Genomic DNA, 26,181 nt, shown 5'->3' with positions numbered 1-26,181 from the left:
GACAGGAGTCGTCAAATGATCGATTATGAAGTATTGCGTTTTATCTGGTGGCTGCTGGTTGGCGTTCTGCTGATTGGTTTTGCAGTCACTGACGGTTTCGACATGGGGGTGGGCATGCTCACCCGTTTCCTCGGTCGTAACGACACCGAGCGTCGAATTATGATTAACTCCATTGCACCACACTGGGACGGTAACCAGGTTTGGCTGATCACCGCGGGCGGCGCACTCTTTGCTGCCTGGCCGATGGTCTATGCCGCTGCGTTCTCCGGCTTCTATGTGGCGATGATCCTCGTGCTGGCGTCTTTGTTCTTCCGTCCGGTCGGTTTTGACTACCGCTCCAAGATTGAAGAAACCCGCTGGCGTAACATGTGGGACTGGGGCATCTTCATTGGTAGCTTCGTTCCGCCGCTGGTAATTGGTGTAGCGTTCGGTAACCTGTTGCAGGGCGTACCGTTCAACGTTGATGAATATCTGCGTCTGTACTACACCGGTAACTTCTTCCAGTTGCTTAACCCGTTCGGCCTGCTGGCAGGCGTGGTGAGCGTAGGGATGATCATTACTCAGGGCGCAACCTATCTGCAAATGCGTACCGTGGGCGAACTGCACCTGCGTACCCGTGCAACGGCTCAGGTGGCTGCGCTGGTGACACTGGTCTGTTTCGCACTGGCTGGCGTATGGGTGATGTACGGTATCGATGGTTATGTCGTGAAATCGACAATGGACCATTACGCAGCCTCTAACCCACTGAATAAAGAAGTGGTTCGTGAAGCTGGCGCATGGCTGGTTAACTTCAACAACACGCCAATTCTGTGGGCTATTCCGGCACTGGGTGTGGTTCTGCCGCTGCTGACCATCCTGACTGCACGTATGGATAAAGCCGCGTGGGCGTTTGTGTTCTCCTCCCTGACGCTGGCCTGCATCATCCTGACAGCCGGTATCGCAATGTTCCCGTTTGTGATGCCGTCCAGCACCATGATGAACGCAAGTCTGACAATGTGGGATGCAACTTCCAGCCAGCTGACGCTTAACGTCATGACCTGGGTTGCGGTGGTTCTGGTACCGATCATTCTGCTCTACACCGCCTGGTGTTACTGGAAAATGTTCGGTCGTATCACCAAAGAAGATATTGAACGTAACACCCACTCTCTGTACTAAGTAAGGAGCTAAAAATGTGGTATTTCGCATGGATTCTGGGAACGCTTCTTGCCTGTTCGTTTGGGGTAATCACCGCGCTGGCGCTTGAACACGTCGAATCAGGCAAAGCCGGTCAAGAAGACATCTGATGAGTAAGATTATCGCGACTTTGTATGCGGTAATGGACAAGCGCCCCCTGCGGGCGCTTTCCTTCGTGATGGCGCTTCTGTTAGCAGGATGTATGTTTTGGGACCCATCTCGTTTTGCCGCGAAGACCAGTGAACTGGAAATCTGGCATGGTTTATTGCTGATGTGGGCCGTCTGTGCTGGTGTGATTCACGGCGTGGGCTTTCGTCCGCAGAAGGTTCTTTGGCAAGGGATTTTTTGCCCATTGCTTGCCGATATTGTTCTCATTGTCGGGCTGATTTTCTTCTTCTTTTAAATCAGAATTCTCTTTAAAAAATTATGGGCCGCTCCAGGCCCATAAATTTTTACGCTCCCTTAACTTGCCCTCATTCCCAAACCTCAATCGCGCGCGTATAGTAGCAGCGTTTAAAAGCTCTAACTTTTGTTGCATTACCGGGATGTAAAGTGAATACAACGCTGTTTCGATGGCCGGTTCGCGTCTACTATGAAGATACCGATGCCGGTGGTGTGGTGTACCACGCCAGTTACGTCGCTTTTTATGAAAGAGCACGCACAGAGATGCTGCGTCATCATCACTTCAGTCAGCAGGCGCTGATGGCTGAACGCGTTGCCTTTGTGGTACGTAAAATGACGGTGGAATATTACGCACCTGCGCGGCTCGACGATATGCTCGAAATACAGACTGAAATAACATCAATGCGTGGCACCTCTTTGGTTTTCACGCAACGTATTGTCAACGCCGAGAATACTTTGCTGAATGAAGCAGAGGTTCTGGTTGTTTGCGTTGACCCACTCAAAATGAAGCCTCGTGCGCTTCCCAAGTCTATTGTCGCGGAGTTTAAGCAGTGACTGACATGAATATCCTTGATTTGTTCCTGAAGGCTAGCCTTCTGGTTAAACTTATCATGTTGATTTTGATTGGTTTTTCAATCGCATCTTGGGCCATTATTATCCAGCGGACCCGTATTCTTAACGCAGCGGCGCGCGAAGCCGAAGCGTTTGAAGATAAATTCTGGTCTGGAATCGAACTCTCTCGCCTCTATCAAGAGAGCCAGGGGAAACGGGATAATCTGACTGGTTCGGAACAAATCTTTTACAGCGGGTTCAAAGAGTTTGTGCGCCTGCATCGTGCCAATAGCCATGCGCCGGAAGCCGTAGTGGAAGGGGCGTCGCGTGCTATGCGTATCTCCATGAACCGTGAACTTGAAAATCTGGAAACGCACATTCCGTTCCTCGGTACGGTTGGCTCCATCAGCCCGTATATTGGTCTGTTTGGTACGGTCTGGGGGATCATGCACGCCTTTATCGCCCTCGGGGCGGTAAAACAAGCAACACTGCAAATGGTTGCGCCCGGTATCGCAGAAGCGTTGATTGCGACTGCAATTGGTCTGTTCGCCGCAATTCCGGCGGTAATGGCTTATAACCGCCTCAACCAGCGCGTAAACAAACTGGAACTGAATTACGACAACTTTATGGAAGAGTTTACCGCGATTCTGCACCGCCAGGCGTTTACCGTTAGCGAGAGCAACAAGGGGTAAGCCATGGCCAGAGCGCGTGGACGAGGTCGTCGCGATCTCAAGTCCGAAATCAACATTGTACCGTTGCTGGACGTACTGCTGGTGCTGTTGCTGATCTTTATGGCGACAGCGCCCATCATCACCCAGAGCGTGGAGGTCGATCTGCCAGACGCTACTGAATCACAGGCGGTGAGCAGTAACGATAATCCGCCAGTGATTGTTGAAGTGTCTGGTATTGGTCAGTACACCGTGGTGGTTGAGAAAGATCGCCTGGAGCGTTTACCACCAGAGCAGGTGGTGGCGGAAGTGTCCAGCCGTTTCAAGGCCAACCCGAAAACGGTCTTTCTGATCGGTGGCGCAAAAGATGTGCCTTACGATGAAATAATTAAAGCACTGAACTTGTTACATAGTGCGGGTGTGAAATCGGTTGGTTTAATGACGCAGCCTATCTAAACATCTGCGTTTCCCTTGCTTGAAAGAGAGCGGGTAACAGGCGAACAGTTTTTGGAAACCGAGAGTGTCAAAGGCAACCGAACAAAACGACAAGCTCAAGCGGGCGATAATTATTTCAGCAGTGCTGCATGTCATCTTATTTGCGGCGCTGATCTGGAGTTCGTTCGATGAGAATATAGAAGCTTCAGCCGGAGGCGGCGGTGGTTCGTCCATCGACGCTGTCATGGTTGATTCAGGTGCGGTAGTTGAGCAGTACAAACGCATGCAAAGCCAGGAATCAAGCGCGAAGCGTTCTGATGAACAGCGCAAGATGAAGGAACAGCAGGCTGCTGAAGAACTGCGTGAGAAACAAGCGGCTGAACAGGAACGCCTGAAGCAACTTGAGAAAGAGCGGTTAGCGGCTCAGGAGCAGAAAAAGCAGGCTGAAGAAGCCGCAAAACAGGCCGAGTTAAAGCAGAAGCAAGCTGAAGAGGCGGCAGCGAAAGCGGCGGCAGATGCTAAAGCGAAGGCCGAAGCAGATGCTAAAGCTGCGGAAGAAGCAGCGAAGAAAGCGGCTGCAGACGCAAAGAAAAAAGCAGAAGCAGAAGCCGCCAAAGCCGCAGCCGAAGCGCAGAAAAAAGCCGAGGCAGCCGCTGCGGCACTGAAGAAGAAAGCGGAAGCGGCAGAAGCAGCTGCAGCTGAAGCAAGAAAGAAAGCGGCAACTGAAGCTGCTGAAAAAGCCAAAGCAGAAGCTGAGAAGAAAGCGGCTGCTGAAAAGGCTGCAGCTGATAAGAAAGCGGCAGCAGAGAAAGCTGCAGCCGACAAAAAAGCAGCAGAAAAAGCGGCTGCTGAAAAGGCAGCAGCTGATAAGAAAGCAGCGGCAGAAAAAGCCGCCGCAGACAAAAAAGCGGCAGCGGCAAAAGCTGCAGCTGAAAAAGCCGCTGCAGCAAAAGCGGCCGCAGAGGCAGATGATATTTTCGGTGAGCTAAGCTCTGGTAAGAATGCACCGAAAACGGGGGGAGGGGCGAAAGGGAACAATGCTTCGCCTGCCGGGAGTGGTAATACTAAAAACAATGGCGCATCAGGGGCCGATATCAATAACTATGCCGGGCAGATTAAATCTGCTATCGAAAGTAAGTTCTATGACGCATCGTCCTATGCAGGCAAAACCTGTACGCTGCGCATAAAACTGGCACCCGATGGTATGTTACTGGATATCAAACCTGAAGGTGGCGATCCCGCACTTTGTCAGGCTGCGTTGGCAGCAGCTAAACTTGCGAAGATCCCGAAACCACCAAGCCAGGCAGTATATGAAGTGTTCAAAAACGCGCCATTGGACTTCAAACCGTAATCGCGATGTTGACTGTTCGGACGGTCAACATCAGGCACCGGTTGCCACGGGGTTCTGGTAGTTTTGTGTATTTTAGTTTGTTAACATTCTGCTAAATTATCGTGGGCCATCGGTCCAGATAAGGGAGATATGATGAAGCAGGCATTACGAGTAGCATTTGGTTTTCTCATACTGTGGGCATCAGTTCTGCATGCTGAAGTCCGCATTGTGATCGACAGCGGTGTAGATTCCGGTCGTCCTATTGGTGTTGTTCCTTTCCAGTGGGCGGGGCCTGGTGCGGCACCTGAAGATATTGGCGGCATCGTTGCTGCTGACTTGCGTAACAGCGGTAAATTTAATCCGTTAGATCGCGCTCGTCTGCCACAGCAGCCGGGTAGTGCGCAGGAAGTACAACCAGCTGCATGGTCCGCACTGGGCATTGACGCTGTAGTTGTCGGTCAGGTCACTCCGAATCCGGATGGTTCTTACAATGTTGCTTATCAACTTGTTGACACTGGCGGCGCACCGGGTACTGTACTTGCTCAGAACTCGTACAAAGTGAACAAGCAGTGGCTGCGTTATGCTGGTCATACCGCCAGTGATGAAGTGTTTGAAAAACTGACCGGCATTAAAGGTGCGTTCCGTACTCGTATTGCCTACGTTGTTCAGACCAACGGCGGTCAGTTCCCGTATGAACTGCGCGTATCTGACTATGACGGTTACAACCAGTTTGTCGTTCACCGTTCACCGCAGCCGCTGATGTCTCCGGCGTGGTCACCAGACGGTTCTAAACTGGCTTATGTGACCTTCGAAAGCGGTCGTTCCGCGCTGGTTATTCAGACGCTGGCAAATGGCGCTGTACGTCAGGTGGCTTCATTCCCGCGTCACAACGGTGCACCTGCATTCTCGCCAGACGGCAGCAAACTGGCATTCGCCTTGTCGAAAACCGGTAGTCTGAACCTGTACGTAATGGATTTGGCTTCTGGTCAGATCCGCCAGGTGACTGATGGTCGCAGTAACAATACCGAACCGACCTGGTTCCCGGATAGCCAGAACCTGGCATTTACTTCTGACCAGGCCGGTCGTCCGCAGGTTTATAAAGTGAATATCAACGGCGGTGCGCCACAACGTATTACCTGGGAAGGTTCGCAGAACCAGGATGCGGATGTCAGCAGCGACGGTAAATTTATGGTAATGGTCAGCTCCAATGGTGGGCAGCAGCACATTGCCAAACAAGATCTGGCAACGGGAGGCGTACAAGTTCTGTCGTCCACGTTCCTGGATGAAACGCCAAGTCTGGCACCTAACGGCACTATGGTAATCTACAGCTCTTCTCAGGGGATGGGATCCGTGCTGAATTTGGTTTCTACAGATGGGCGTTTCAAAGCGCGTCTTCCGGCAACTGATGGACAGGTCAAATTCCCTGCCTGGTCGCCGTATCTGTGATAATAATTAATTGAATAGTAAAGGAATCATTGAAATGCAACTGAACAAAGTGCTGAAAGGGCTGATGATTGCTCTGCCTGTTATGGCAATTGCGGCATGTTCTTCCAACAAGAACGCCAGCAATGACGGCAGCGAAGGCATGCTGGGTGCCGGCACTGGTATGGATGCGAACGGCGGCAACGGCAACATGTCTTCCGAAGAGCAGGCTCGTCTGCAAATGCAACAGCTGCAGCAGAACAACATCGTTTACTTCGATCTGGACAAGTACGATATCCGTTCTGACTTCGCTCAAATGCTGGATGCACATGCAAACTTCCTGCGTAGCAACCCGTCTTACAAAGTCACCGTAGAAGGTCACGCGGACGAACGTGGTACTCCGGAATACAACATCTCCCTGGGTGAACGTCGTGCGAACGCCGTTAAGATGTACCTGCAGGGTAAAGGCGTTTCTGCAGACCAGATCTCCATCGTTTCTTACGGTAAAGAAAAACCTGCAGTACTGGGTCATGACGAAGCGGCATACTCCAAAAACCGTCGTGCGGTACTGGTTTACTAAGAGAATTGCATGAGCAGTAACTTCAGACATCAACTATTGAGTCTGTCGTTACTGGTTGGTATAGCGGCCCCCTGGGCCGCTTTTGCTCAGGCACCAATCAGTAGTGTCGGCTCAGGCTCGGTCGAAGACCGCGTCACTCAACTTGAGCGTATTTCTAATGCTCACAGCCAGCTTTTAACCCAACTCCAGCAACAACTTTCTGATAATCAATCCGATATTGATTCCCTGCGTGGTCAGATTCAGGAAAATCAGTATCAACTGAATCAGGTCGTGGAGCGGCAAAAGCAGATCCTGTTGCAGATCGACAGCCTCAGCAGCGGTGGTGCAGCGGCGCAATCAACCAGCAGCGATCAAAGCGGTGCGGCGGCATCAACGACGCCGACAGCTGATGCTGGTACTGCGAATGCTGGCGCGCCGGTGAAAAGCGGCGATGCAAACACGGATTACAATGCAGCTATTGCGCTGGTGCAGGATAAATCCCGCCAGGATGACGCAATGGTGGCATTTCAGAATTTCATCAAAAATTACCCTGATTCAACTTACCTGCCAAACGCCAATTATTGGCTGGGTCAGTTAAACTACAACAAGGGTAAAAAAGATGATGCGGCGTACTATTTTGCTTCGGTAGTGAAAAACTATCCGAAGTCACCAAAGGCTGCTGATGCGATGTTTAAAGTCGGCGTCATCATGCAGGACAAAGGTGACACCGCAAAAGCGAAAGCCGTATACCAGCAGGTTATCAGTAAATACCCTGGTACTGATGGCGCTAAACAGGCACAAAAACGTCTGAACGCGATGTAATGCATAACACACGACCAGAAGTCGCATTATTTCTGGTCGTGTCGTGCGAATCATAAGCAGTTGAGTGATCTGCATCGAAATTTTTGTTGCGCTCAAGTCTGAAATCAGTAATATATGCCGCCGTTGCCACGGGATATCAAACAAACCGAAAGCAACGAAAAAGTGGGTCGTTAGCTCAGTTGGTAGAGCAGTTGACTTTTAATCAATTGGTCGCAGGTTCGAATCCTGCACGACCCACCACTAACATAGTTAGTTGTAGTATCCAGCGTAGTATTGGGTGATTAGCTCAGCTGGGAGAGCACCTCCCTTACAAGGAGGGGGTCGGCGGTTCGATCCCGTCATCACCCACCACCGGGTCGTTAGCTCAGTTGGTAGAGCAGTTGACTTTTAATCAATTGGTCGCAGGTTCGAATCCTGCACGACCCACCAGTTTTAGCATCGAAGACAGATGTTAAGCGTGTAGGATAACGTTGCGTCAGCAACGGCCCGTAGGGCGAGCGAAGCGAGTCATCCTGCACGACCCACCACTAATTACGGTGGGTTCGGTGGAAGTAGTTTGTAGTATCCAGCGCAGTATCGGGTGATTAGCTCAGCTGGGAGAGCACCTCCCTTACAAGGAGGGGGTCGGCGGTTCGATCCCGTCATCACCCACCACTCGGGTCGTTAGCTCAGTTGGTAGAGCAGTTGACTTTTAATCAATTGGTCGCAGGTTCGAATCCTGCACGACCCACCAATTTTAACATCAAACTCAGATGTTAAGCGTGAAGGATAACGTTGCGCCAGCAACGGCCCGTAGGGCAAGCGAAGCGAGTCATCCTGCACGACACACCAATCTTAAAGATTGGCCCCGAGTAGAAATCTTTCAGGTAACACCCGTATGGGTCGTTAGCTCAGTTGGTAGAGCAGTTGACTTTTAATCAATTGGTCGCAGGTTCGAATCCTGCACGACCCACCATCCTGAATGATTAAAGCAGCATAATCCCGCAAGGGGTCGTTAGCTCAGTTGGTAGAGCAGTTGACTTTTAATCAATTGGTCGCAGGTTCGAATCCTGCACGACCCACCAATGTAAAAAAGCGCCCTAAAGGTGCTTTTTTGCTATTCAGGCATCCTCAATTTCACTTTGTAAACCTGATGACATCGTCAGAGCTTACTGTGCAAGCAACTCTACGTCGGTGGAATTAGGCGTAATTCGAGTGACTTTTCCCCACCATTCGACTATCTTGTTTAGCATATAAAACAAATTACACCGATAACAGCGAATATTACGCTAATGTCGGTTTTAACGTTAAGCCTGTAAAACGAGATGGTAAGATGAGCGTAATGTTTGATCCAGACACGGCGATTTATCCTTTCCCCCCGAAGCCGACGCCGTTAAGCATTGATGAAAAAGCGTATTACCGCGAGAAGATAAAACGTCTGCTAAAAGAACGTAATGCGGTGATGGTTGCCCACTACTATACCGATCCCGAAATTCAACAACTGGCAGAAGAAACCGGTGGCTGTATTTCTGATTCTCTGGAAATGGCGCGCTTCGGTGCAAAGCATCCCGCTTCTACTTTGTTAGTCGCTGGGGTGAGATTTATGGGAGAAACCGCCAAAATTCTCAGTCCGGAAAAAACAATTCTGATGCCGACACTTCAGGCTGAATGTTCACTGGATCTCGGCTGCCCTGTTGAAGAATTTAACGCATTTTGCGATGCCCATCCCGATCGTACTGTCGTCGTCTACGCCAACACTTCTGCTGCGGTAAAAGCGCGCGCAGATTGGGTGGTAACTTCAAGCATTGCCGTCGAACTTATTGATCATCTTGATAGTTTGGGTGAAAAAATCATCTGGGCACCCGACAAACATCTGGGGCGTTACGTGCAAAAACAGACGGGTGGAGACATTCTATGCTGGCAGGGTGCCTGTATTGTGCATGATGAATTTAAGACTCAGGCGTTAACCCGCTTGCAAGAAGAATACCCGGATGCTGCCATACTGGTGCATCCAGAATCACCACAAGCTATTGTCGATATGGCGGATGCGGTCGGTTCCACCAGTCAACTGATCGCTGCTGCGAAAACATTGCCACATCAGCGGCTTATCGTGGCAACCGATCGGGGCATTTTCTACAAAATGCAGCAGGCAGTGCCAGATAAAGAGTTACTGGAAGCACCAACCGCAGGTGAGGGTGCAACCTGCCGCAGCTGCGCGCATTGTCCGTGGATGGCCATGAATGGCCTTCAGTCCATCGCAGAGGCATTAGAACAGGAAGGAAGCAATCACGAGGTTCATGTTGATGAAAGGCTGCGAGAGAGGGCGCTGGTGCCGCTCAATCGTATGCTGGATTTTGCGGCTACACTACGTGGATAACGAATAATAAGGCGTAACGTTACGCTTTGGGGGAAAGATGGATTTTTTTAGTGTGCAGAATATCCTGGTACATATACCAATAGGGGCAGGCGGTTATGATCTCTCATGGATCGAAGCGGTAGGCACGATCGCCGGGTTGCTGTGTATTGGCCTTGCCAGTCTGGAGAAGATCAGCAACTACTTCTTTGGCCTGATCAACGTTACCTTGTTTGGCATTATTTTCTTTCAGATTCAGCTGTATGCCAGCCTGCTATTACAGGTGTTTTTCTTTGCCGCGAATATTTACGGTTGGTATGCGTGGTCGCGACAAACCAGTCAGAACGAGGCGGAGTTGAAAATTCGCTGGTTGCCATTGCCGAAGGCACTCAGCTGGTTGGCGGTTTGCGTTGTTTCGATTGGTCTGATGACGGTATTTATCAATCCGGTGTTTGCATTTTTGACCCGCGTGGCAGTCATGATCATGCAAGCATTAGGATTACAGGTTGTGATGCCTGAACTGCAACCGGACGCTTTCCCGTTCTGGGATTCATGCATGATGGTGTTATCTATCGTGGCAATGATTCTGATGACGCGTAAGTATGTGGAAAACTGGCTGTTGTGGGTGATTATTAACGTGATTAGCGTCGTTATTTTTGCACTTCAGGGCGTTTACGCCATGTCTCTGGAGTACATCATCCTGACCTTTATTGCGCTCAACGGCAGCCGGATGTGGATCAACAGCGCACGTGAAAGAGGCTCACGCGCGCTGTCCCATTAATGGTGATGATGTGAATGGCCAGACACCCCTTCATTCAGGTGGCAGTCTGGCCCATGACAAGGTTGATATTCCATCTGAATGGTGGCGTGCTCAATCTGATAGTGATCCATCAGGTAGTGTTGGATCTGATCCAACAAGGCATCGTGATCGTGTGGCGGGATCACCTGCACATGCAACGTCATCACCGGCTTCTCGCCTACCATCCATACATGTACATGGTGCACATTGCGGACTTCCGGGATTTCCCGGCACATACGACGCTTCAGTTCAGCGATATCCAGCGATACCGGTGCACCTTCAAGTAATTCATTCACGCTATCTTTCAACAGTCGCCACGCGCTACGCAGAACCAGAAGCGACACCAGTATCGAGAGAATGGGGTCAGCAGGTGTCCAGCCAGTCCAGATAATAATCAACGCGGCAATAATAGCCCCAACCGAACCCAGCAGGTCCCCGAGCACATGCAGTGCCGCTGCTCGTACGTTGAGGTTTTTCTCTTCGCTGCCGTGATGAAGTAACCAGAAAGAAAGTATATTTGCCAGCAACCCAGCCACGGCAATTGCCATCATCATGCCGCGCTCGACCGGACGCGGCGTGCGGAAGCGTTCTATCGCCTCCCAGACAATCAAAATGGTAATTACCACGAGGGCTATGGCATTCACAAACGCCGCGAGCGTGGTCAGTCTTAGCCAACCGAAAGTGTGGCGAATGGTGGGAGGACGACGTGAAAATTGCACGGCGAGTAGGGCGAAAAGCAGGGCGGCAGTATCGGTCAACATATGACCCGCATCGGCCAGCAATGCCAGAGAACCAGAAAGAAAACCACCAACGACTTCTACCAGCATAAACCCGGCAGTCACGCCGAAAGCATACAACAAGCGACGAGCATTATTATCTTCTGGCAGGTGTGAGGACGTGTGTGAGTGTGAGTGCGCCATGACGAGTCATCCCTTAATTATTCTCACTTAACTTTATGACATCATACTGCTTTTAGAAGTGAAAAATTAAAAGGGAGAGACTCCGCTCTCCCATTATTGGCTATTTTGCAGGGTTACTGCGTGGTACCGTCGGTTTTGGTATCGACATCATTATTGATGCCATCACCGGTTTGTACCTTTTTATTGATATCCGGACAGCGACCATCTTTGCACATGGTGTTCTTGTGCTCTTCATCTTTGGTCATTCCGTCATTGTTCATTGAAGAACCATCCGAATGCAGCATTGTGCCACCAGAACCGGTATTTACCCCGTTATTGTCGACGTTATTTGGCGCGACATTTTCACGGGCGTCAGGGGCTACCTGGCCCGCATCAGCTGCGGCGTTTGCCTGGCCGTTATTAGTTTGCGCTCCGCTATCGGCAGCCAGTGCGGCACCGCTGGCAAGGCTTAGAGTGGCAGTCAGAAATAATGTGGCCAGTTTTGTCATTTTCATAGGATGCTCCTGTTATGGTCGTTATGTCGGATAACCTCTTCCAACAGTGCATTTGCAGGTGAATATAAGGCATTGGTTTAAGATTTCAGCCAGGTTATGAAACGCAGCAGAGAATCTTGAAATAATTAACAAACAAAGGAGTTACAGTTAGAAATTGTAGGAGAGATCTCGTTTTTCGCGACAATCTGGCGTTTTTCTTGCTAATTCCAGGATTAATCCGTTCATAGTGTAAAACCCCGTTTACACATTCTGACGGAAGATATAGATTGGAAGTATTGCATTCACTAAGATAAGTATGGCAACACTGGAACAGACATGAATTATCAGAACGACGATTTACGCATCAAAGAAATCAAAGAGTTACTTCCTCCTGTCGCATTGCTGGAAAAATTCCCCGCTACTGAAAATGCCGCGAATACGGTTGCCCATGCCCGAAAAGCGATCCATAAGATCCTGAAAGGTAATGATGATCGCCTGTTGGTTGTGATTGGCCCATGCTCAATTCATGATCCTGTCGCGGCAAAAGAGTATGCCACTCGCTTGCTGGCGCTGCGTGAAGAGCTGAAAGATGAGCTGGAAATCGTAATGCGCGTCTATTTTGAAAAGCCGCGTACCACGGTGGGCTGGAAAGGGCTGATTAACGATCCGCATATGGATAATAGCTTCCAGATCAACGACGGTCTGCGTATAGCCCGTAAATTGCTGCTTGATATTAACGACAGCGGTCTGCCAGCGGCAGGTGAGTTTCTCGATATGATCACCCCACAATATCTCGCTGACCTGATGAGCTGGGGCGCAATTGGCGCACGTACCACCGAATCGCAGGTGCACCGCGAACTGGCATCAGGGCTTTCTTGTCCGGTCGGCTTCAAAAATGGCACCGACGGTACGATTAAAGTGGCTATCGATGCCATTAATGCCGCCGGTGCGCCGCACTGCTTCCTGTCCGTAACGAAATGGGGGCATTCGGCGATTGTGAATACCAGCGGTAACGGCGATTGCCATATCATTCTGCGCGGCGGTAAAGAGCCTAACTACAGCGCGAAGCACGTTGCTGAAGTGAAAGAAGGGCTGAACAAAGCAGGCCTGCCAGCACAGGTGATGATCGATTTCAGCCATGCTAACTCGTCCAAACAATTCAAAAAGCAGATGGATGTTTGTGCTGACGTTTGCCAGCAGATTGCCGGTGGCGAAAAGGCCATTATTGGCGTGATGGTGGAAAGCCATCTGGTGGAAGGCAATCAGAGCCTCGAGAGCGGGGAGCCGCTGGCCTACGGTAAGAGCATCACCGATGCCTGCATCGGCTGGGAAGATACCGATGCTCTGTTACGTCAACTGGCGAATGCAGTAAAAGCGCGTCGCGGGTAAGGTTTAATTGTCGGATGCGCCGTCAGAGTGGCGTATCCGATGAATCACCACAGGCCTGATAAGTCGCGCAGCGTCGCATCAGGCAATGTGCTCCATTGTTAGCAACAAAAATGCCGACTCACTTGCAGTCGGCTTTCTCATTTTAAACGAATGACGTTTACTTCGCTTTACCCTGGTTTGCAACCGCCGCTGCTTTCGCTGCGATCTCGTCAGCATTACCCAGATAATAGCGTTTCAGCGGTTTGAAATTCTCGTCGAACTCATACACCAGCGGCACGCCAGTCGGGATATTAAGCTCAAGAATCTCTTCTTCGCTCATGTTATCAAGATATTTCACCAGCGCACGTAAAGAGTTACCGTGTGCAGCGATGATCACGCGCTCACCGCTCTTCATACGCGGCAGAATAGTTTCATTCCAGTAAGGGATCACGCGGTCAATGGTCAGCGCCAGGCTTTCCGTCAGCGGCAGTTCTTTTTCGCTCAGTTTCGCGTAACGCGGATCGTGACCCGGATAACGCTCATCATCTTTAGTCAGTTCCGGCGGAGTCACTGCAAAACCACGACGCCACTGTTTCACCTGCTCGTCGCCATACTTTTCAGCAGTTTCCGCTTTGTTCAGACCCTGCAACGCACCGTAGTGACGTTCGTTCAGTTTCCAGGATTTCTCAACGGGCAGCCATGCCTGATCCAGTTCGTCCAGCACATTCCACAGGGTATGGATAGCGCGTTTCAGCACAGAGGTGTAAGCAAAGTCAAAGCTGTAACCTTCCTCTTTCAGCAGCTTACCTGCTGCTTTTGCTTCGCTTACGCCTTTCTCAGACAGATCCACGTCGTACCAACCGGTGAAACGGTTTTCTTTGTTCCACTGACTTTCGCCATGACGAACCAGAACCAGCTTAGTTACAGCCATATACTTACTCCTCAAATCATTTTTTAATGATAATAATTCTCATTATATTGCCGTGACGAAGCAACAGCAATGCTTACGCATAACCATAGCGAAAATAGTGTCGCAGTGTAAGGTTGTTGTGAATATTGAGTTGCAAATATGTCGGTGTTTGCTGGTGATTTGAGCAATATAAGGATAAAGCCCTCATTACGAGGGCTTCAGGTGCTACTCAGCAATAAACTGATATTCCGTCAGGCTGGAATACTCTTCGCCAGGACGCAGGAAGCAGTCCGGTTGCGGCCATTCAGGGTGGTTTGGGCTGTCCGGCAGAAACTCGCTTTCCAGTGCCAGGCCTTGCCAGTCGGCGTAAGGTTCAGTTCCTCTTGATGGCGTGCCGCCGAGGAAGTTGCCGGAGTAGAATTGCAGAGCCGGAGCGGTGGTGTAGACCTTCAGCTGCAATTTTTCATCTGCTGACCAGACATGCGCCGCCACTTTCTTGCCATCGCCTTTGGCCTGTAACAAGAATGCGTGATCGTAACCTTTCACTTTGCGCTGATCGTCGTCGGCAAGAAACTCACTGGCGATGATTTTGGCGCTACGGAAATCAAAAGACGTTCCGGCGACAGATTTCAGGCCGTCGTGCGGAATGCCGCCTTCATCAACCGGCAGATATTCGTCCGCCAGAATCTGCAACTTGTGATTGCGCACGTCAGACTGCTCGCCGTCAAGATTGAAATAGACGTGATTAGTCATATTCACCGGGCAAGGTTTATCAACTGTGGCGCGATAAGTAATAGAGATACGGTTATCGTCGGTCAGACGATATTGCACCGTCGCGCCGAGATTACCCGGGAAGCCCTGATCGCCATCATCTGAACTCAGGGCAAACAGCACCTGACGATCGTTCTGGTTCACAATCTGCCAGCGACGTTTGTCGAACCCTTCCGGGCCGCCGTGCAGCTGGTTAACGCCCTGACTTGGCGAAAGCGTCACGGTTTCACCGTCAAAGGTATAACGGCTATTGGCGATGCGGTTGGCATAACGACCAATAGAGGCCCCCAGAAACGCAGCCTGATCCTGATAGCATTCCGGGCTGGCACAGCCGAGCAGCGCCTCGCGGACGCTGCCATCGGAAAGCGGAATACGAGCTGAAAGTAAAGTCGCACCCCAGTCCATCAGCGTGACTACCATCCCTGCGTTGTTACGCAAAGTTAACAGTCGGTACGGCTGACCATCGGGTGCCAGTGCGGGAGTTTCGTTCAGCACTGTCCTGCTCCTTGTGATGGTTTACAAACGTAAAAAGTCTCTTTAATACCTGTTTTTGCTTCATATTGTTCAGCGACAGCTTGCTGTACGGCAGGCACCAGCTCTTCCGGGATCAGCGCGACGATACAGCCGCCAAATCCGCCGCCGGTCATGCGTACGCCACCTTTGTCGCCAATCACAGCTTTGACGATTTCTACCAGAGTGTCAATTTGCGGCACGGTGATTTCGAAATCATCGCGCATAGAGGCATGAGATTCCGCCATCAACTCGCCCATACGTTTCAGGTCGCCTTGCTCCAGCGCGCTGGCAGCTTCAACGGTGCGGGCGTTTTCAGTCAGGATATGCCGCACGCGTTTCGCCACGATTGGGTCCAGCTCATGTGCAACAGCGTTGAACTCTTCAATGGTGACATCGCGCAGAGCTGGCTGCTGGAAGAAACGCGCACCGGTTTCGCACTGTTCACGACGGGTGTTGTATTCGCTGCCAACCAGGGTACGTTTGAAGTTACTGTTGATGATGACGACAGCCACACCTTTCGGCATGGAAACTGCTTTAGTCCCCAGTGAGCGGCAGTCAATCAGCAAGGCATGATCTTTCTTGCCGAGTGCGGAAATTAGCTGATCCATGATCCCGCAGTTACAGCCAACAAACTGGTTTTCTGCTTCCTGACCGTTAAGCGCGATTTGTGCGCCGTCCAGCGGCAGATGATAAAGCTGCTGCAATACGGTTCCGACCGCGACTTCCAGTGAAGCGGAAGAACTTAACCCGGCACCCTGCGGCACATTGCCGCTGATCACCATGTCCACGCCGCCGAAGCTGTTGTTACGCAGTTGCAGATGTTTCACCACGCCACGAACGTAGTTCGCCCATTGATAGTTTTCATGCGCGACAATGGGCGCATCGAGGGAAAACTCGTCGAGCTGATTTTCATAATCGGCTGCCATTACGCGAACTTTACGGTCATCGCGTGGCGCACAGCTGATCACGGTTTGATAATCAATCGCGCAGGGCAGAACGAAACCGTCGTTGTAGTCGGTGTGTTCACCAATCAAATTCACGCGGCCAGGCGCCTGAATGGTGTGAGTGGCAGGGTAGCCAAATGCGTTGGCAAACAGAGATTGTGTTTTTTCTTTCAGACTCATTTCTTACACTCCGGATTCGCGAAAATGGATATCGCTGACTGCGCGCAAACGCTCTGCTGCCTGTTCTGCGGTCAGGTCTCGCTGGGTCTCTGCCAGCATTTCATAACCAACCATAAATTTACGTACGGTGGCGGAGCGCAGCAGAGGCGGATAAAAGTGCGCGTGCAGCTGCCAGTGTTGATTCTCTTCGCCATTAAATGGTGCGCCGTGCCAGCCCATAGAGTAGGGGAAGGAGCACTGGAAGAGGTTGTCATAACGACTGGTCAGCTTTTTCAACGCCAGCGCCAAATCGCTGCGCTGGGCGTCGGTCAAATCGGTGATCCGCAAAACGTGGGCTTTGGGCAGCAGTAGCGTTTCGAACGGCCAGGCAGCCCAGTAAGGCACGACGGCTAACCAGTGTTCGGTTTCGACAACGGTACGGCTACCGTCTGCCAGCTCGCGCTGAACATAATCCACCAGCATTGGTGATTTCTGTTCGGCAAAATATTCTTTTTGCAGGCGGTCTTCGCGCTCAGCTTCGTTAGGCAGGAAGCTATTTGCCCAAATCTGACCGTGCGGATGCGGGTTAGAGCAGCCCATCGCAGCGCCTTTGTTTTCAAAAACCTGCACCCATGGGTACGTTTTCCCCAGTTCTGCGGTTTGCTCCTGCCAGGTTTTGACGATTTCCGTCAATGCTGCAACGCTGAGCTCTGGCAGCGTTTTACTGTGATCCGGTGAAAAGCAGATCACCCGGCTGGTGCCGCGCGCGCTCTGGCAACGCATCAAAGGATCGTGACTTTCTGGCGCATCTGGCGTGTCAGACATCAAAGCCGCAAAGTCATTAGTGAAAACGTAAGTCCCGGTGTAATCGGGGTTTTTATCGCCTGTCACCCGCACATTACCTGCGCAGAGGAAGCAATCTGGATCGTGCGCAGGTAACACCTGTTTGGCTGGCGTTTCCTGCGCCCCCTGCCAGGGGCGCTTAGCGCGGTGCGGTGAAACCAGAATCCATTGCCCGGTGAGCGGGTTGTAGCGGCGATGTGGATGATCAACGGGATTAAATTGCGTCATGGTCGTTCCTTAATCGGGATATCCCTGTGGATGGCGTGACTGCCAGTGCCAGGTGTCCTGCGCCATTTCATCGAGTGTGCGCGTTACGCGCCAGTTCAGTTCACGGTCGGCTTTGCTGGCGTCCGCCCAGTAGGCCGGAAGGTCGCCTTCGCGACGCGGTGCAAAATGATAGTTAACCGGTTTGCCGCAGGCTTTGCTGAAGGCATTAACCACGTCCAGCACGCTGCTGCCTACGCCAGCACCGAGGTTGTAGATGTGTACGCCTGGCTTGTTCGCCAGTTTTTCCATCGCCACGACGTGACCGTCCGCCAGATCCATTACGTGGATGTAATCGCGTACGCCAGTACCATCTTCGGTCGGATAATCGTTACCAAAAATCGCCAGCGAGTCGCGACGGCCTACAGCAACCTGGGCGATGTATGGCATCAGGTTATTCGGAATGCCTTGCGGATCTTCGCCCATATCGCCCGACGGATGCGCGCCAACCGGGTTGAAGTAGCGCAGCAGGGCAATGCTCCAGTCCGGCTGGGCTTTTTGCAGGTCGGTGAGGATCTGTTCCACCATCAATTTGCTTTTGCCATAAGGGCTTTGCGGTGTGCCGGTCGGGAAGCTTTCAACGTATGGAATTTTGGGCTGATCGCCATAAACGGTAGCGGAGGAGCTAAAAATAAAGTTTTTGACGTTAGCGGCGCGCATGGCGCTAATCAGGCGCAGAGTGCCGTTGACATTGTTGTCGTAATATTCCAGCGGTTTTTGTACCGATTCGCCGACGGCTTTCAGCCCGGCGAAGTGGATCACGGTGTCGATAGCGTGATCGTGCAGTATCTCGGTCATCAACGCTTCGTTACGAATATCGCCTTCAACAAACGTTGGATGTTTGCCGCCTAAACGCTCGATAACAGGCAGTACGCTGCGCTTACTGTTACAGAGGTTATCAAGAATGATGACATCATGACCGTTTTGCAGTAATTGCACGCAGGTATGACTTCCAATGTAACCGCTACCACCGGTAACCAGAACTCTCATAATTCGCTCCATTAGGCTTATGGTATGAAATAACCATAGCATAACAAAGATGCGAAAAGTGTGACATGGAATAAATTAGTGGAATCGTTTACACAAGAATTTAGCCGTTTTTTATGCGCGATTAAGTGATTATAAAACAGAGGGTTTATGAATGATTGCGCTTTTTATCTGAAAAAAGAAGCGGTTTCATGCCTGCATGCGTCGAACCGTTGGCCGGAGAGGGCGCTTAGGCCGCCTCCGGCAAGGTCAGCACTACCGACTCAATATATTTTTGTCAGCACATAGCGATAGAGTCCACCGTCCGGCACGAACTCAAGGCGATGGGTAATACAGGCAGGCGCATCTTCAGCGTGGTGCGAAACAAACAACAATTGCGTTTCACCTTCGCTAATCAGCACATCAACAAAACGGCGGATAAGCTGGCGATTGAGCGGATCAAGCCCCTGTAGTGGTTCATCGAGAATAAGCAACGTCGGATGTTTCACCAGTGCGCGGACGATCAGCGCCAGACGCTGCTGTCCCCAGGAAAGACTATGGAACGGAGCGTCAGCCGTACGTTTATCAATGCCGAGAATATCCAGCCACTGCTGCACCAGTTTTTGCTGGCGATCCGAAACGGCCTGATAAATGCCAATCGAATCAAAATAGCCAGAAAGAATCACATTACGCACGGTAGTGCTGACCCGGTAATCCAGATGCAAACTACTGCTGACGTAACCGATATGCTTTTTGATATCCCAGATGGTTTCGCCGCTGCCGCGACGTCGTCCGAAAAGCGTCAAATCGTTGCTGTAACCTTGCGGATGATCGCCAGTAACCAGGCTTAATAACGTCGATTTTCCTGCACCATTTGGCCCGACAATTTGCCAGTGTTCGCCTGGATTCACCTGCCAGCTAAGGTTATTAAGAATGGGGCGATCGTTATAAGAAACCACGCCATTGTTCAGCACAATGCGCGGTTCGTTGGCGGGTAAGGCGTGACGTGCTGAAGGTTCATCCGGCTCCGGCAGTTGCACACCTTCAAGCTGTTCACTATGCGCCAGTTGCGCGACGAGTGCTTGTTGGAGCAGTTCCTCTTTAGCGCCAGTTTCCGCTAACGTGCAATCCGCCAGCACGCCAGCAAACTGGACAAACTCCGGGATCTCATCGAAGCGATTGAGCACCAGTACCAGAGTAATACCGGACTGATGTAACGAGGCGAGTCGCTCAGCCAGCTGCTGACGTGAGGCAACATCCAGGCCATCGAACGGCTCATCAAGAATCAACAAGTCAGGCTCCGACATCAGCGCCTGACACAGCAGGGTTTTTCGCGTCTCGCCAGTGGAAAGGTATTTAAAGCGTCGGTCGAGGAGGGCGGTAATACCGAACTGCTGCGCCAGTTGCATGCAACGCGGTGCATCCTTTACTTCATCCTGAATGATCTCAGCCGTAGTGCGTCCGGTGTCATCTTCGCCAGGGCCGAGCATATCGGTGTTATTCCGCTGCCATTCGTCGCTGACGAGTTTTTGCAATTGCTCGAAGGAGAGACGAGTGATGTGGGAAAACTGGCTTTGCCGTTCACCTTTCAAAAGCGGAAGTTCCCCCGCCAGCGCGCGGGCCAGGGCCGATTTCCCGCTTCCATTCGAACCGACAAACGCCCAACTATCACCCGCGTTTAACGTTAGCTGAGGCAATTGCAGCGTTTTTGTGTCGCTAAGACGAAACGTGCCTTGCAAAATTTGCAACGATGACATTTTATATCCCATTTTGTGCAGCGATTACTGACAGGGATACGTGTTTCATAACAAATTGTCAACACGCTTAGCACAGCGTGGCGATAATCACGCTGTCGGCATTAAAGTAGGCCGTGACATTCTGCCCTTGCTGAAGAGAAGTCGCTTCATTTACCGGCACTGTGGCGCACAGTGTTTGCCCGTCGGGTAGCGCCATTAATACTTCGCACTGCTCTGCGCCGCGCTCAATATGACTAATAATACCCGGTAATTGGTTGTCAGCGTTTTGCGCGACCGCCTCGTCCTGAGTAATACCTACCCACGGCGCTTTTAGCAATATCAACACTTCTTTGCCTTCATCCAGCCCCAGACGCGCGCCGCTTTGTGCGGTAATTGCGACTTTCAGGCGTGTTTTTCCGTCAGCCAGTAAGACATCAACATGCTGTTGAACGTCATCATGATCGCGGGCGGTGATGGTGCCGAACCACTGGTTACGGGCGCTGGTTTGCAGTGAAAAACGTGAGATCGCGGCCAGCAGGCTGTTCAGCGGCAGGGCGTCATCGTCACTTAACACATCAAAGGCTTTTTGCTGGATTTGCGCCAGTAAGTCATAGAGCTGAATCAGTCGCTGACCATAGCGGGTCAGTACTGCGCCGCCGCCACCTTTACCGCCTGTTGCGCGCTCGACCAGAATATGCTCACTTAACTGATTCATCTCGTTAATGGCATCCCAGGCGCTTTTATAGCTGATACCGGCATCTTTCGCTCCCTGGCTAATGGAACCGGAAAGCGCAATGTGTTTTAGTAGCGAAATCCGGCGCGGGTCGGCGAATAATTTTTGTTGGAGCTTAAGGGTGAGAAGGATTTCGGCCTGCATAACAATGTCCTGGCAAAAGTCTTATTGTGACGGAAAACGAACGCCACGCAAAGCTGACCGCACAAAAGGGGAGTGCTTTTCTGTGCTTAGCGGTTAGAATAGTCTCATGACTATATCTGGAGTTGACCATGTTAGAGTTATTAAAAAGTCTGGTATTCGCCGTAATCATGGTACCTGTCGTGATGGCCATCATCCTGGGTCTGATTTACGGTCTTGGTGAAGTATTCAACATCTTTTCTGGTGTTGGTAAAAAAGACCAGCCCGGACAAAATCATTGATTCCCTGAATGCCCGCTTAGTCGGGCATTTTCTTTTTCTCAACTTCCTGCTTTTCCTGCCGATATTTTTTCTTATCTACCTCACAAAGGTTAGCAATAACTGCTGGGAAAATTCCGAGTTAGTCGTTATATTGTCGCCTACATAACGTTACATTAAGGGGTTACCAATGGCTCGTAAATGGTTGAACTTGTTTGCCGGGGCGGCACTCTCTTTCGCTGTTGCTGGCAATGCACTGGCAGATGAAGGGAAAATCACGGTGTTCGCCGCCGCATCACTGACTAACGCAATGCAGGACATTGCTACGCAGTATAAAAAAGAGAAAGGCGTGGATGTGGTTTCTTCTTTCGCTTCGTCATCTACTCTCGCCCGTCAGATTGAAGCGGGTGCCCCTGCGGATCTGTTTATTTCTGCCGATCAGAAATGGATGGATTATGCGGTTGATAAAAAAGCGATCGATACTGCTACGCGTCAGACACTGCTCGGCAATAGCCTGGTCGTTGTAGCACCGAAAGCCAGCGAGCAGAAAGATTTCACCATCGACAGCAAAACCAACTGGACTTCGCTGCTGAATGGCGGTCGTCTGGCGGTTGGCGATCCGGAACATGTTCCCGCTGGCATTTATGCAAAAGAAGCACTGCAAAAACTGGGCGCATGGGATACGCTCTCTCCGAAACTGGCTCCGGCGGAAGATGTTCGTGGCGCGCTGGCGTTGGTCGAACGCAATGAAGCGCCGCTGGGCATAGTTTACGGTTCTGACGCAGTTGCCAGCAAAGGGGTAAAAGTGGTCGCCACCTTCCCGGAAGATTCGCATAAAAAAGTGGAATACCCGGTTGCTGTTGTGGAAGGGCATAACAATGCGACAGTGAAAGCATTTTATGATTATTTGAAAGGGCCGCAGGCTGCGGAAATCTTTAAACGTTACGGATTTACAACCAAGTAATGATACTGACCGATCCAGAATGGCAGGCAGTTTTATTAAGCCTGAAAGTTTCTTCCCTGGCTGTGCTGTTTAGCCTGCCGTTTGGGATCTTTTTTGCCTGGTTACTGGTGCGTTGCACGTTTCCGGGCAAAGCTCTGCTCGACAGCGTACTGCATCTACCGCTGGTGTTACCGCCCGTGGTCGTCGGTTACTTATTATTAGTTTCGATGGGACGGCGCGGGTTTATCGGTGAACGTCTGTATGACTGGTTTGGCATTACCTTCGCCTTTAGCTGGCGCGGCGCGGTTCTCGCTGCCGCCGTCATGTCGTTTCCGCTGATGGTGCGGGCAATTCGTCTGGCGCTGGAAGGGGTTGATGTCAAACTCGAACAGGCCGCAAGAACACTGGGGGCCGGGCGCTGGCGCGTTTTCTTTACTATCACGTTACCGCTGACCTTACCGGGAATTATTGTTGGTACGGTACTGGCTTTTGCTCGTTCTCTCGGTGAGTTTGGTGCAACCATCACCTTTGTGTCGAACATTCCTGGTGAAACGCGAACCATTCCTTCTGCCATGTATACCCTGATCCAGACCCCCGGCGGGGAAAGTGGCGCGGCGAGACTGTGCATTATTTCTATTGCGCTGGCGATGATCTCCCTGTTGATTTCAGAATGGCTGGCCAGAATCAGCCGTGAACGGGCGGGGCGCTAATCATGCTGGAACTGAATTTTTCCCAGACCTTGGGCAACCATTGCCTGACCATTAATGAAACGCTGCCCGCCAATGGCATCACTGCTATCTTTGGCGTCTCCGGTGCCGGAAAAACTTCGCTGATTAACGCCATCAGTGGACTGACGCGCCCGCAAAAAGGGAGGATTGTCCTCAATGGTCGGGTACTAAATGATGCCGAAAAAGGTATCTGCCTGACGCCAGAAAAGCGTCGCGTTGGCTATGTTTTTCAGGATGCGCGGCTGTTTCCGCATTACAAAGTGCGTGGCAATCTGCGCTACGGCATGGCGAAAAGCATGGTCGATCAGTTCGATAAGCTGGTGGCGCTTTTAGGCATTGAACCGTTGCTTGACCGTTTACCAGGCAGCCTGTCCGGAGGCGAAAAACAGCGCGTAGCGATTGGGCGGGCTTTGCTGACGGCACCAGAATTGCTGTTGCTGGATGAACCGCTGGCGTCACTGGATATTCCGCGTAAACGCGAACTGTTGCCTTATCTGCAACGTCTGACGCGGGAAATCAACATCCCGATGTTGTATGTCAGCCATTCGCTGGATGAGATCCTCCATCTGGCAGACAGAGTGATGGTACTGGAAAACGGTCAGGTGAAAGCCTTTGGCGCACTGGAAGAAGTCTGGGGTAGTAGCGTGATGAATCCGTGGCTGCCGAAAGAGCAACAAAGTAGCATTCTGAAAGTGACGGTACTTGAGCATCATCCGCATTACGCGATGACTGCGCTGGCGCTGGGCGATCAGCATTTGTGGGTCAATAAGCTGGACGAACCGCTGCAAGCTGCGCTACGTATCCGCATTCAGGCTTCCGATGTTTCTCTGGTTTTACAACCGCCGCAGCAAACCAGCATTCGTAACGTATTGCGGGCAAAAGTTGTTAATAGTTATGACGACAACGGCCAGGTGGAAGTGGAACTGGAAGTCGGAGGTAAAACGCTGTGGGCGCGTATCAGCCCGTGGGCCAGGGATGAACTGGTGATCAAACCTGGCCTGTGGCTGTACGCGCAAATTAAAAGTGTGTCGATAACCGCCTGATTAAATCAGGTGGCTATAAATGAACTGGGCAATGCTGTCGGTGGTGTTATCACCAATCACAATGTTGGCGCGCGCTTTTACCGCGTCATCGGCGTTGCCCATCGCCACGCCTGTACCAGCGGCCTCCAGCATACTGATATCATTAAAGTTATCGCCGAACGCCACGACGTTTTCCATCGACCAGCCTTGCGCCTCAACCCATTTCGTCAAACGTTTACCTTTGCTGTTGCCGCCGCGTGCAATATCAACCTGATCGTGCCAGGACCATTCACACTCCAGTCCCAGTTCATGTTCGACATGCTTACCAAAATGCTGCAATTGCGGCAGGTCATCGTGCGTCAGGGCGAACTTCCATACGGCGTTAACTTGTTGCGCCGTTTCAGCCAGAGAAGCGACTTGTGTGAAAGTCGGACGCTGTTCCGGCGGCAGGGTTTGCGCCCAGTTAGACGTGCGAATGACATGCCCGGTCGGGTGCTCATAGACCATTGCATCATCCACATACATCAGACCGTGAATGTGGTGTTCATTCAGCATCTCAATGAGTTGCAGGGCTTTATTAACGGGCATTGGGTCCGCTTCCAGCACGGTTTTTGCATGATAATCATACAAATAGGTGCCATTACAGCAAATAGCAGGTGTATCCAGCGCCAGCGCCTGATAAAAAGGATGAATAGCGACGTGATGGCGACCTGTGACGATGATTAATTGATAGCCTGCTTCGCGAGCGCGGGCCAGGGCTTCTATCGATGAAGGAAGCAGGGTCTTTTTCGGGGTCAATAAGGTGCCGTCTAAGTCGAGAGCAATCACGCGTGTGGTCATGGCGTATTCCAGATTAAGGTTAAGAATTTTCGTCTGCGCGAATGGTACACCGATACCACTATCGGACAAAATTCTGCGTTTTAATTCAGCATTCACCGCCAAAAGCGACTAATTTTAGCTGTTACAGTCAGTTGCTAAATGCAAAGGAGCATTCATGAAGCAAACAGTTTATATCGCCAGCCCTGAGAGCCAGCAAATTCACGTCTGGAACCTGAATCATGAAGGCGCACTGACGCTGACACAGGTTGTCGATGTGCCGGGGCAGGTGCAGCCGATGGTGGTCAGCCCGGACAAACGTTATCTCTATGTTGGTGTTCGCCCTGAGTTTCGCGTCCTGGCGTATAGTATCGCCCCGGACGATGGCGCACTGACCTTTGCCGCAGAGTCTGCGCTGCCGGGTAGTCCGACGCATATTTCCACCGATCACCAGGGGCAGTTTGTCTTTGTAGGTTCTTACAATGCGGGTAACGTGAGCGTAACGCGTCTGGAAGATGGCCTGCCAGTGGGCGTCGTCGATGTGGTCGAGGGGCTGGACGGTTGCCATTCCGCCAATATCTCACCGGACAACCGTACGCTGTGGGTTCCGGCATTAAAGCAGGATCGCATTTGCCTGTTTACGGTCAGCGATGATGGTCATCTCGTGGCGCAGGACCCTGCGGAAGTGACCACCGTTGAAGGGGCCGGCCCGCGTCATATGGTATTCCATCCAAACGAACAATATGCGTATTGCGTCAATGAGTTAAACAGCTCAGTGGATGTCTGGGAACTGAAAGATCCGCACGGTAATATCGAATGTGTCCAGACGCTGGATATGATGCCGGAAAACTTCTCCGACACCCGTTGGGCGGCTGATATTCATATCACCCCGGATGGTCGCCATTTATACGCCTGCGACCGTACCGCCAGCCTGATTACCGTTTTCAGCGTTTCGGAAGATGGCAGCGTGTTGAGTAAAGAAGGCTTCCAGCCAACGGAAACCCAGCCGCGCGGCTTCAATGTTGATCACAGCGGCAAGTATCTGATTGCCGCCGGGCAAAAATCTCACCACATCTCGGTATACGAAATTGTTGGCGAGCAGGGACTACTGCATGAAAAAGGCCGTTATGCGGTCGGGCAGGGACCAATGTGGGTGGTGGTTAACGCACACTAACCGCTG

Annotated in this window: 28 protein-coding genes and 7 tRNA genes; 25 read left to right on the top strand and 10 right to left on the bottom strand. The window is 51.4% G+C overall.

What is annotated here, in order from left to right; genetic code table 11:
• Positions 1–15: 15 nt before the first annotated feature.
• The 19 genes from cydB to pnuC all read left to right on the top strand — a co-directional run bounded on the left by cydB (position 16) and on the right by pnuC (position 10,476).
• Positions 16–1,155: a cytochrome d ubiquinol oxidase subunit II gene (gene cydB, locus HGD79_RS08045; RefSeq protein WP_000568275.1), complete on the top strand. Its 1,140-nt coding sequence runs from the start codon at positions 16–18 to the stop codon at positions 1,153–1,155.
• A 14-nt stretch (positions 1,156–1,169) separates the two neighbouring features.
• The gene (cydX, locus tag HGD79_RS08040; protein WP_000270282.1) at positions 1,170–1,283 is read left to right on the top strand and encodes a cytochrome bd-I oxidase subunit CydX; all 114 of its coding nucleotides are present in this window, start codon (positions 1,170–1,172) and stop codon (positions 1,281–1,283) included.
• Entirely contained in the window at positions 1,283–1,576 is a 294-nt protein-coding gene (gene ybgE / locus HGD79_RS08035; RefSeq protein ID WP_000034602.1) for a cyd operon protein YbgE, read from the top strand. Before cydX ends, ybgE begins: the two co-directional genes overlap by 1 nt.
• A 149-nt stretch (positions 1,577–1,725) precedes the next feature.
• Entirely contained in the window at positions 1,726–2,130 is a 405-nt protein-coding gene (ybgC, locus tag HGD79_RS08030; RefSeq protein WP_001098384.1) for a tol-pal system-associated acyl-CoA thioesterase, read from the top strand.
• On the top strand, positions 2,127–2,819 hold the full coding sequence (tolQ, locus tag HGD79_RS08025) for a Tol-Pal system protein TolQ (protein WP_000131314.1): 693 nt from the start codon (positions 2,127–2,129) through the stop codon (positions 2,817–2,819). The genes ybgC and tolQ overlap by 4 nt, the downstream gene beginning before the upstream one ends.
• 3 nt (positions 2,820–2,822) lie before the next feature.
• On the top strand, positions 2,823–3,251 hold the full coding sequence (gene tolR, locus HGD79_RS08020) for a colicin uptake protein TolR (RefSeq protein WP_000090097.1): 429 nt from the start codon (positions 2,823–2,825) through the stop codon (positions 3,249–3,251).
• Positions 3,252–3,315: 64 nt separating this feature from the next.
• Complete coding sequence (gene tolA / locus HGD79_RS08015; protein WP_000030637.1) at positions 3,316–4,581, top strand: cell envelope integrity protein TolA; 1,266 nt, start codon at positions 3,316–3,318, stop codon at positions 4,579–4,581.
• A gap of 132 nt (positions 4,582–4,713) precedes the next feature.
• Positions 4,714–6,006: a Tol-Pal system beta propeller repeat protein TolB gene (gene tolB, locus HGD79_RS08010; RefSeq protein WP_001295307.1), complete on the top strand. Its 1,293-nt coding sequence runs from the start codon at positions 4,714–4,716 to the stop codon at positions 6,004–6,006.
• Positions 6,007–6,040: 34 nt separating this feature from the next.
• Complete coding sequence (gene pal / locus HGD79_RS08005; protein ID WP_001295306.1) at positions 6,041–6,562, top strand: peptidoglycan-associated lipoprotein Pal; 522 nt, start codon at positions 6,041–6,043, stop codon at positions 6,560–6,562.
• A 9-nt stretch (positions 6,563–6,571) separates the two neighbouring features.
• Positions 6,572–7,363 carry a cell division protein CpoB gene (gene cpoB / locus HGD79_RS08000; RefSeq protein ID WP_000097580.1) on the top strand — a complete coding sequence of 264 codons (792 nt, stop codon included), beginning with the start codon at positions 6,572–6,574 and terminating at the stop codon, positions 7,361–7,363.
• A gap of 164 nt (positions 7,364–7,527) precedes the next feature.
• Positions 7,528–7,603: transfer RNA gene (locus tag HGD79_RS07995), tRNA-Lys, on the top strand.
• A gap of 35 nt (positions 7,604–7,638) precedes the next feature.
• A tRNA-Val gene (locus HGD79_RS07990) sits at positions 7,639–7,714 on the top strand.
• Between the two features lie 2 nt (positions 7,715–7,716).
• Positions 7,717–7,792 (top strand) — tRNA-Lys (locus tag HGD79_RS07985).
• Between the two features lie 149 nt (positions 7,793–7,941).
• A tRNA-Val gene (locus tag HGD79_RS07980) sits at positions 7,942–8,017 on the top strand.
• A 3-nt stretch (positions 8,018–8,020) separates the two neighbouring features.
• Positions 8,021–8,096: transfer RNA gene (locus HGD79_RS07975), tRNA-Lys, on the top strand.
• A 146-nt stretch (positions 8,097–8,242) separates the two neighbouring features.
• A tRNA-Lys gene (locus tag HGD79_RS07970) sits at positions 8,243–8,318 on the top strand.
• A 33-nt stretch (positions 8,319–8,351) separates the two neighbouring features.
• Positions 8,352–8,427: transfer RNA gene (locus HGD79_RS07965), tRNA-Lys, on the top strand.
• A 248-nt stretch (positions 8,428–8,675) separates the two neighbouring features.
• A complete protein-coding gene (nadA, locus tag HGD79_RS07960; protein WP_000115295.1) occupies positions 8,676–9,719 on the top strand; it encodes a quinolinate synthase NadA in 1,044 nt (347 codons plus the stop codon).
• Positions 9,720–9,756: 37 nt separating this feature from the next.
• On the top strand, positions 9,757–10,476 hold the full coding sequence (gene pnuC / locus HGD79_RS07955; protein WP_000345410.1) for a nicotinamide riboside transporter PnuC: 720 nt from the start codon (positions 9,757–9,759) through the stop codon (positions 10,474–10,476).
• On the opposite strand, the gene zitB is transcribed toward pnuC, so the two are convergent.
• Both zitB and HGD79_RS07945 read right to left on the bottom strand, forming a co-directional pair.
• On the bottom strand, positions 10,473–11,414 hold the full coding sequence (gene zitB, locus HGD79_RS07950) for a CDF family zinc transporter ZitB (RefSeq protein WP_168848352.1): 942 nt from the start codon (positions 11,412–11,414) through the stop codon (positions 10,473–10,475). The genes pnuC and zitB overlap by 4 nt on opposite strands.
• Before the next feature lie 113 nt (positions 11,415–11,527).
• Positions 11,528–11,908, bottom strand: coding sequence for a YbgS-like family protein (locus HGD79_RS07945; protein WP_000784351.1), 381 nt, complete (start codon positions 11,906–11,908; stop codon positions 11,528–11,530).
• Positions 11,909–12,223: 315 nt separating this feature from the next.
• On the opposite strand from HGD79_RS07945, the gene aroG reads away from it, so the two are divergent.
• Positions 12,224–13,276 (top strand): 3-deoxy-7-phosphoheptulonate synthase AroG, encoded by a 1,053-nt coding sequence (gene aroG / locus HGD79_RS07940; RefSeq protein ID WP_001109196.1) that lies wholly within the window; start codon positions 12,224–12,226, stop codon positions 13,274–13,276.
• Between the two features lie 157 nt (positions 13,277–13,433).
• On the opposite strand, the gene gpmA is transcribed toward aroG, so the two are convergent.
• From gpmA to modE, 7 genes are all read right to left on the bottom strand, one after another.
• A complete protein-coding gene (gene gpmA / locus HGD79_RS07935; protein WP_001295305.1) occupies positions 13,434–14,186 on the bottom strand; it encodes a 2,3-diphosphoglycerate-dependent phosphoglycerate mutase in 753 nt (250 codons plus the stop codon).
• A gap of 204 nt (positions 14,187–14,390) precedes the next feature.
• Entirely contained in the window at positions 14,391–15,431 is a 1,041-nt protein-coding gene (gene galM / locus HGD79_RS07930) for a galactose-1-epimerase (RefSeq protein ID WP_000931389.1), read from the bottom strand.
• Positions 15,425–16,573 (bottom strand): galactokinase, encoded by a 1,149-nt coding sequence (galK, locus tag HGD79_RS07925; protein WP_000053415.1) that lies wholly within the window; start codon positions 16,571–16,573, stop codon positions 15,425–15,427. Before galK ends, galM begins: the two co-directional genes overlap by 7 nt.
• A gap of 3 nt (positions 16,574–16,576) precedes the next feature.
• Positions 16,577–17,623 carry a galactose-1-phosphate uridylyltransferase gene (gene galT, locus HGD79_RS07920; RefSeq protein ID WP_000191497.1) on the bottom strand — a complete coding sequence of 349 codons (1,047 nt, stop codon included), beginning with the start codon at positions 17,621–17,623 and terminating at the stop codon, positions 16,577–16,579.
• Between the two features lie 9 nt (positions 17,624–17,632).
• Positions 17,633–18,649: a UDP-glucose 4-epimerase GalE gene (galE, locus tag HGD79_RS07915; protein ID WP_001265443.1), complete on the bottom strand. Its 1,017-nt coding sequence runs from the start codon at positions 18,647–18,649 to the stop codon at positions 17,633–17,635.
• A gap of 260 nt (positions 18,650–18,909) precedes the next feature.
• The gene (gene modF / locus HGD79_RS07910; protein ID WP_000096869.1) at positions 18,910–20,382 is read right to left on the bottom strand and encodes a molybdate ABC transporter ATP-binding protein ModF; all 1,473 of its coding nucleotides are present in this window, start codon (positions 20,380–20,382) and stop codon (positions 18,910–18,912) included.
• Positions 20,383–20,449: 67 nt separating this feature from the next.
• Positions 20,450–21,238 (bottom strand): molybdenum-dependent transcriptional regulator, encoded by a 789-nt coding sequence (gene modE, locus HGD79_RS07905; RefSeq protein WP_001147439.1) that lies wholly within the window; start codon positions 21,236–21,238, stop codon positions 20,450–20,452.
• 128 nt (positions 21,239–21,366) lie between these two features.
• On the opposite strand from modE, the gene acrZ reads away from it, so the two are divergent.
• The 4 genes from acrZ to modC all read left to right on the top strand — a co-directional run bounded on the left by acrZ (position 21,367) and on the right by modC (position 24,206).
• Positions 21,367–21,516, top strand: a complete 150-nt coding sequence (gene acrZ / locus HGD79_RS07900) for a multidrug efflux pump accessory protein AcrZ (RefSeq protein WP_000891515.1) — start codon at positions 21,367–21,369, stop codon at positions 21,514–21,516.
• Between the two features lie 166 nt (positions 21,517–21,682).
• Positions 21,683–22,456 (top strand): molybdate ABC transporter substrate-binding protein, encoded by a 774-nt coding sequence (modA, locus tag HGD79_RS07895; RefSeq protein ID WP_000101994.1) that lies wholly within the window; start codon positions 21,683–21,685, stop codon positions 22,454–22,456.
• Positions 22,456–23,145, top strand: coding sequence for a molybdate ABC transporter permease subunit (modB, locus tag HGD79_RS07890; RefSeq protein WP_000604034.1), 690 nt, complete (start codon positions 22,456–22,458; stop codon positions 23,143–23,145). Before modA ends, modB begins: the two co-directional genes overlap by 1 nt.
• 2 nt (positions 23,146–23,147) lie before the next feature.
• Positions 23,148–24,206, top strand: a complete 1,059-nt coding sequence (modC, locus tag HGD79_RS07885) for a molybdenum ABC transporter ATP-binding protein ModC (RefSeq protein WP_000891685.1) — start codon at positions 23,148–23,150, stop codon at positions 24,204–24,206.
• Here the strand turns inward: modC and ybhA are convergent, their stop codons facing one another.
• Positions 24,207–25,025 (bottom strand): bifunctional pyridoxal phosphate/fructose-1,6-bisphosphate phosphatase, encoded by an 819-nt coding sequence (gene ybhA, locus HGD79_RS07880; RefSeq protein WP_000213425.1) that lies wholly within the window; start codon positions 25,023–25,025, stop codon positions 24,207–24,209.
• A 154-nt stretch (positions 25,026–25,179) separates the two neighbouring features.
• Between ybhA and pgl the strand changes: the two genes are divergently transcribed.
• Positions 25,180–26,175, top strand: a complete 996-nt coding sequence (gene pgl / locus HGD79_RS07875; RefSeq protein WP_000815449.1) for a 6-phosphogluconolactonase — start codon at positions 25,180–25,182, stop codon at positions 26,173–26,175.
• The last annotated feature ends 6 nt before the right edge of the window (positions 26,176–26,181 follow it).

The organism is Escherichia sp. SCLE84 (genome assembly GCF_012584495.1).
Classification (GTDB): domain Bacteria; phylum Pseudomonadota; class Gammaproteobacteria; order Enterobacterales; family Enterobacteriaceae; genus ECMA0423.
The sequence above is the reverse complement of the archived record's forward strand: the minus strand, read 5'-3'. Positions and strand labels throughout refer to the sequence as shown.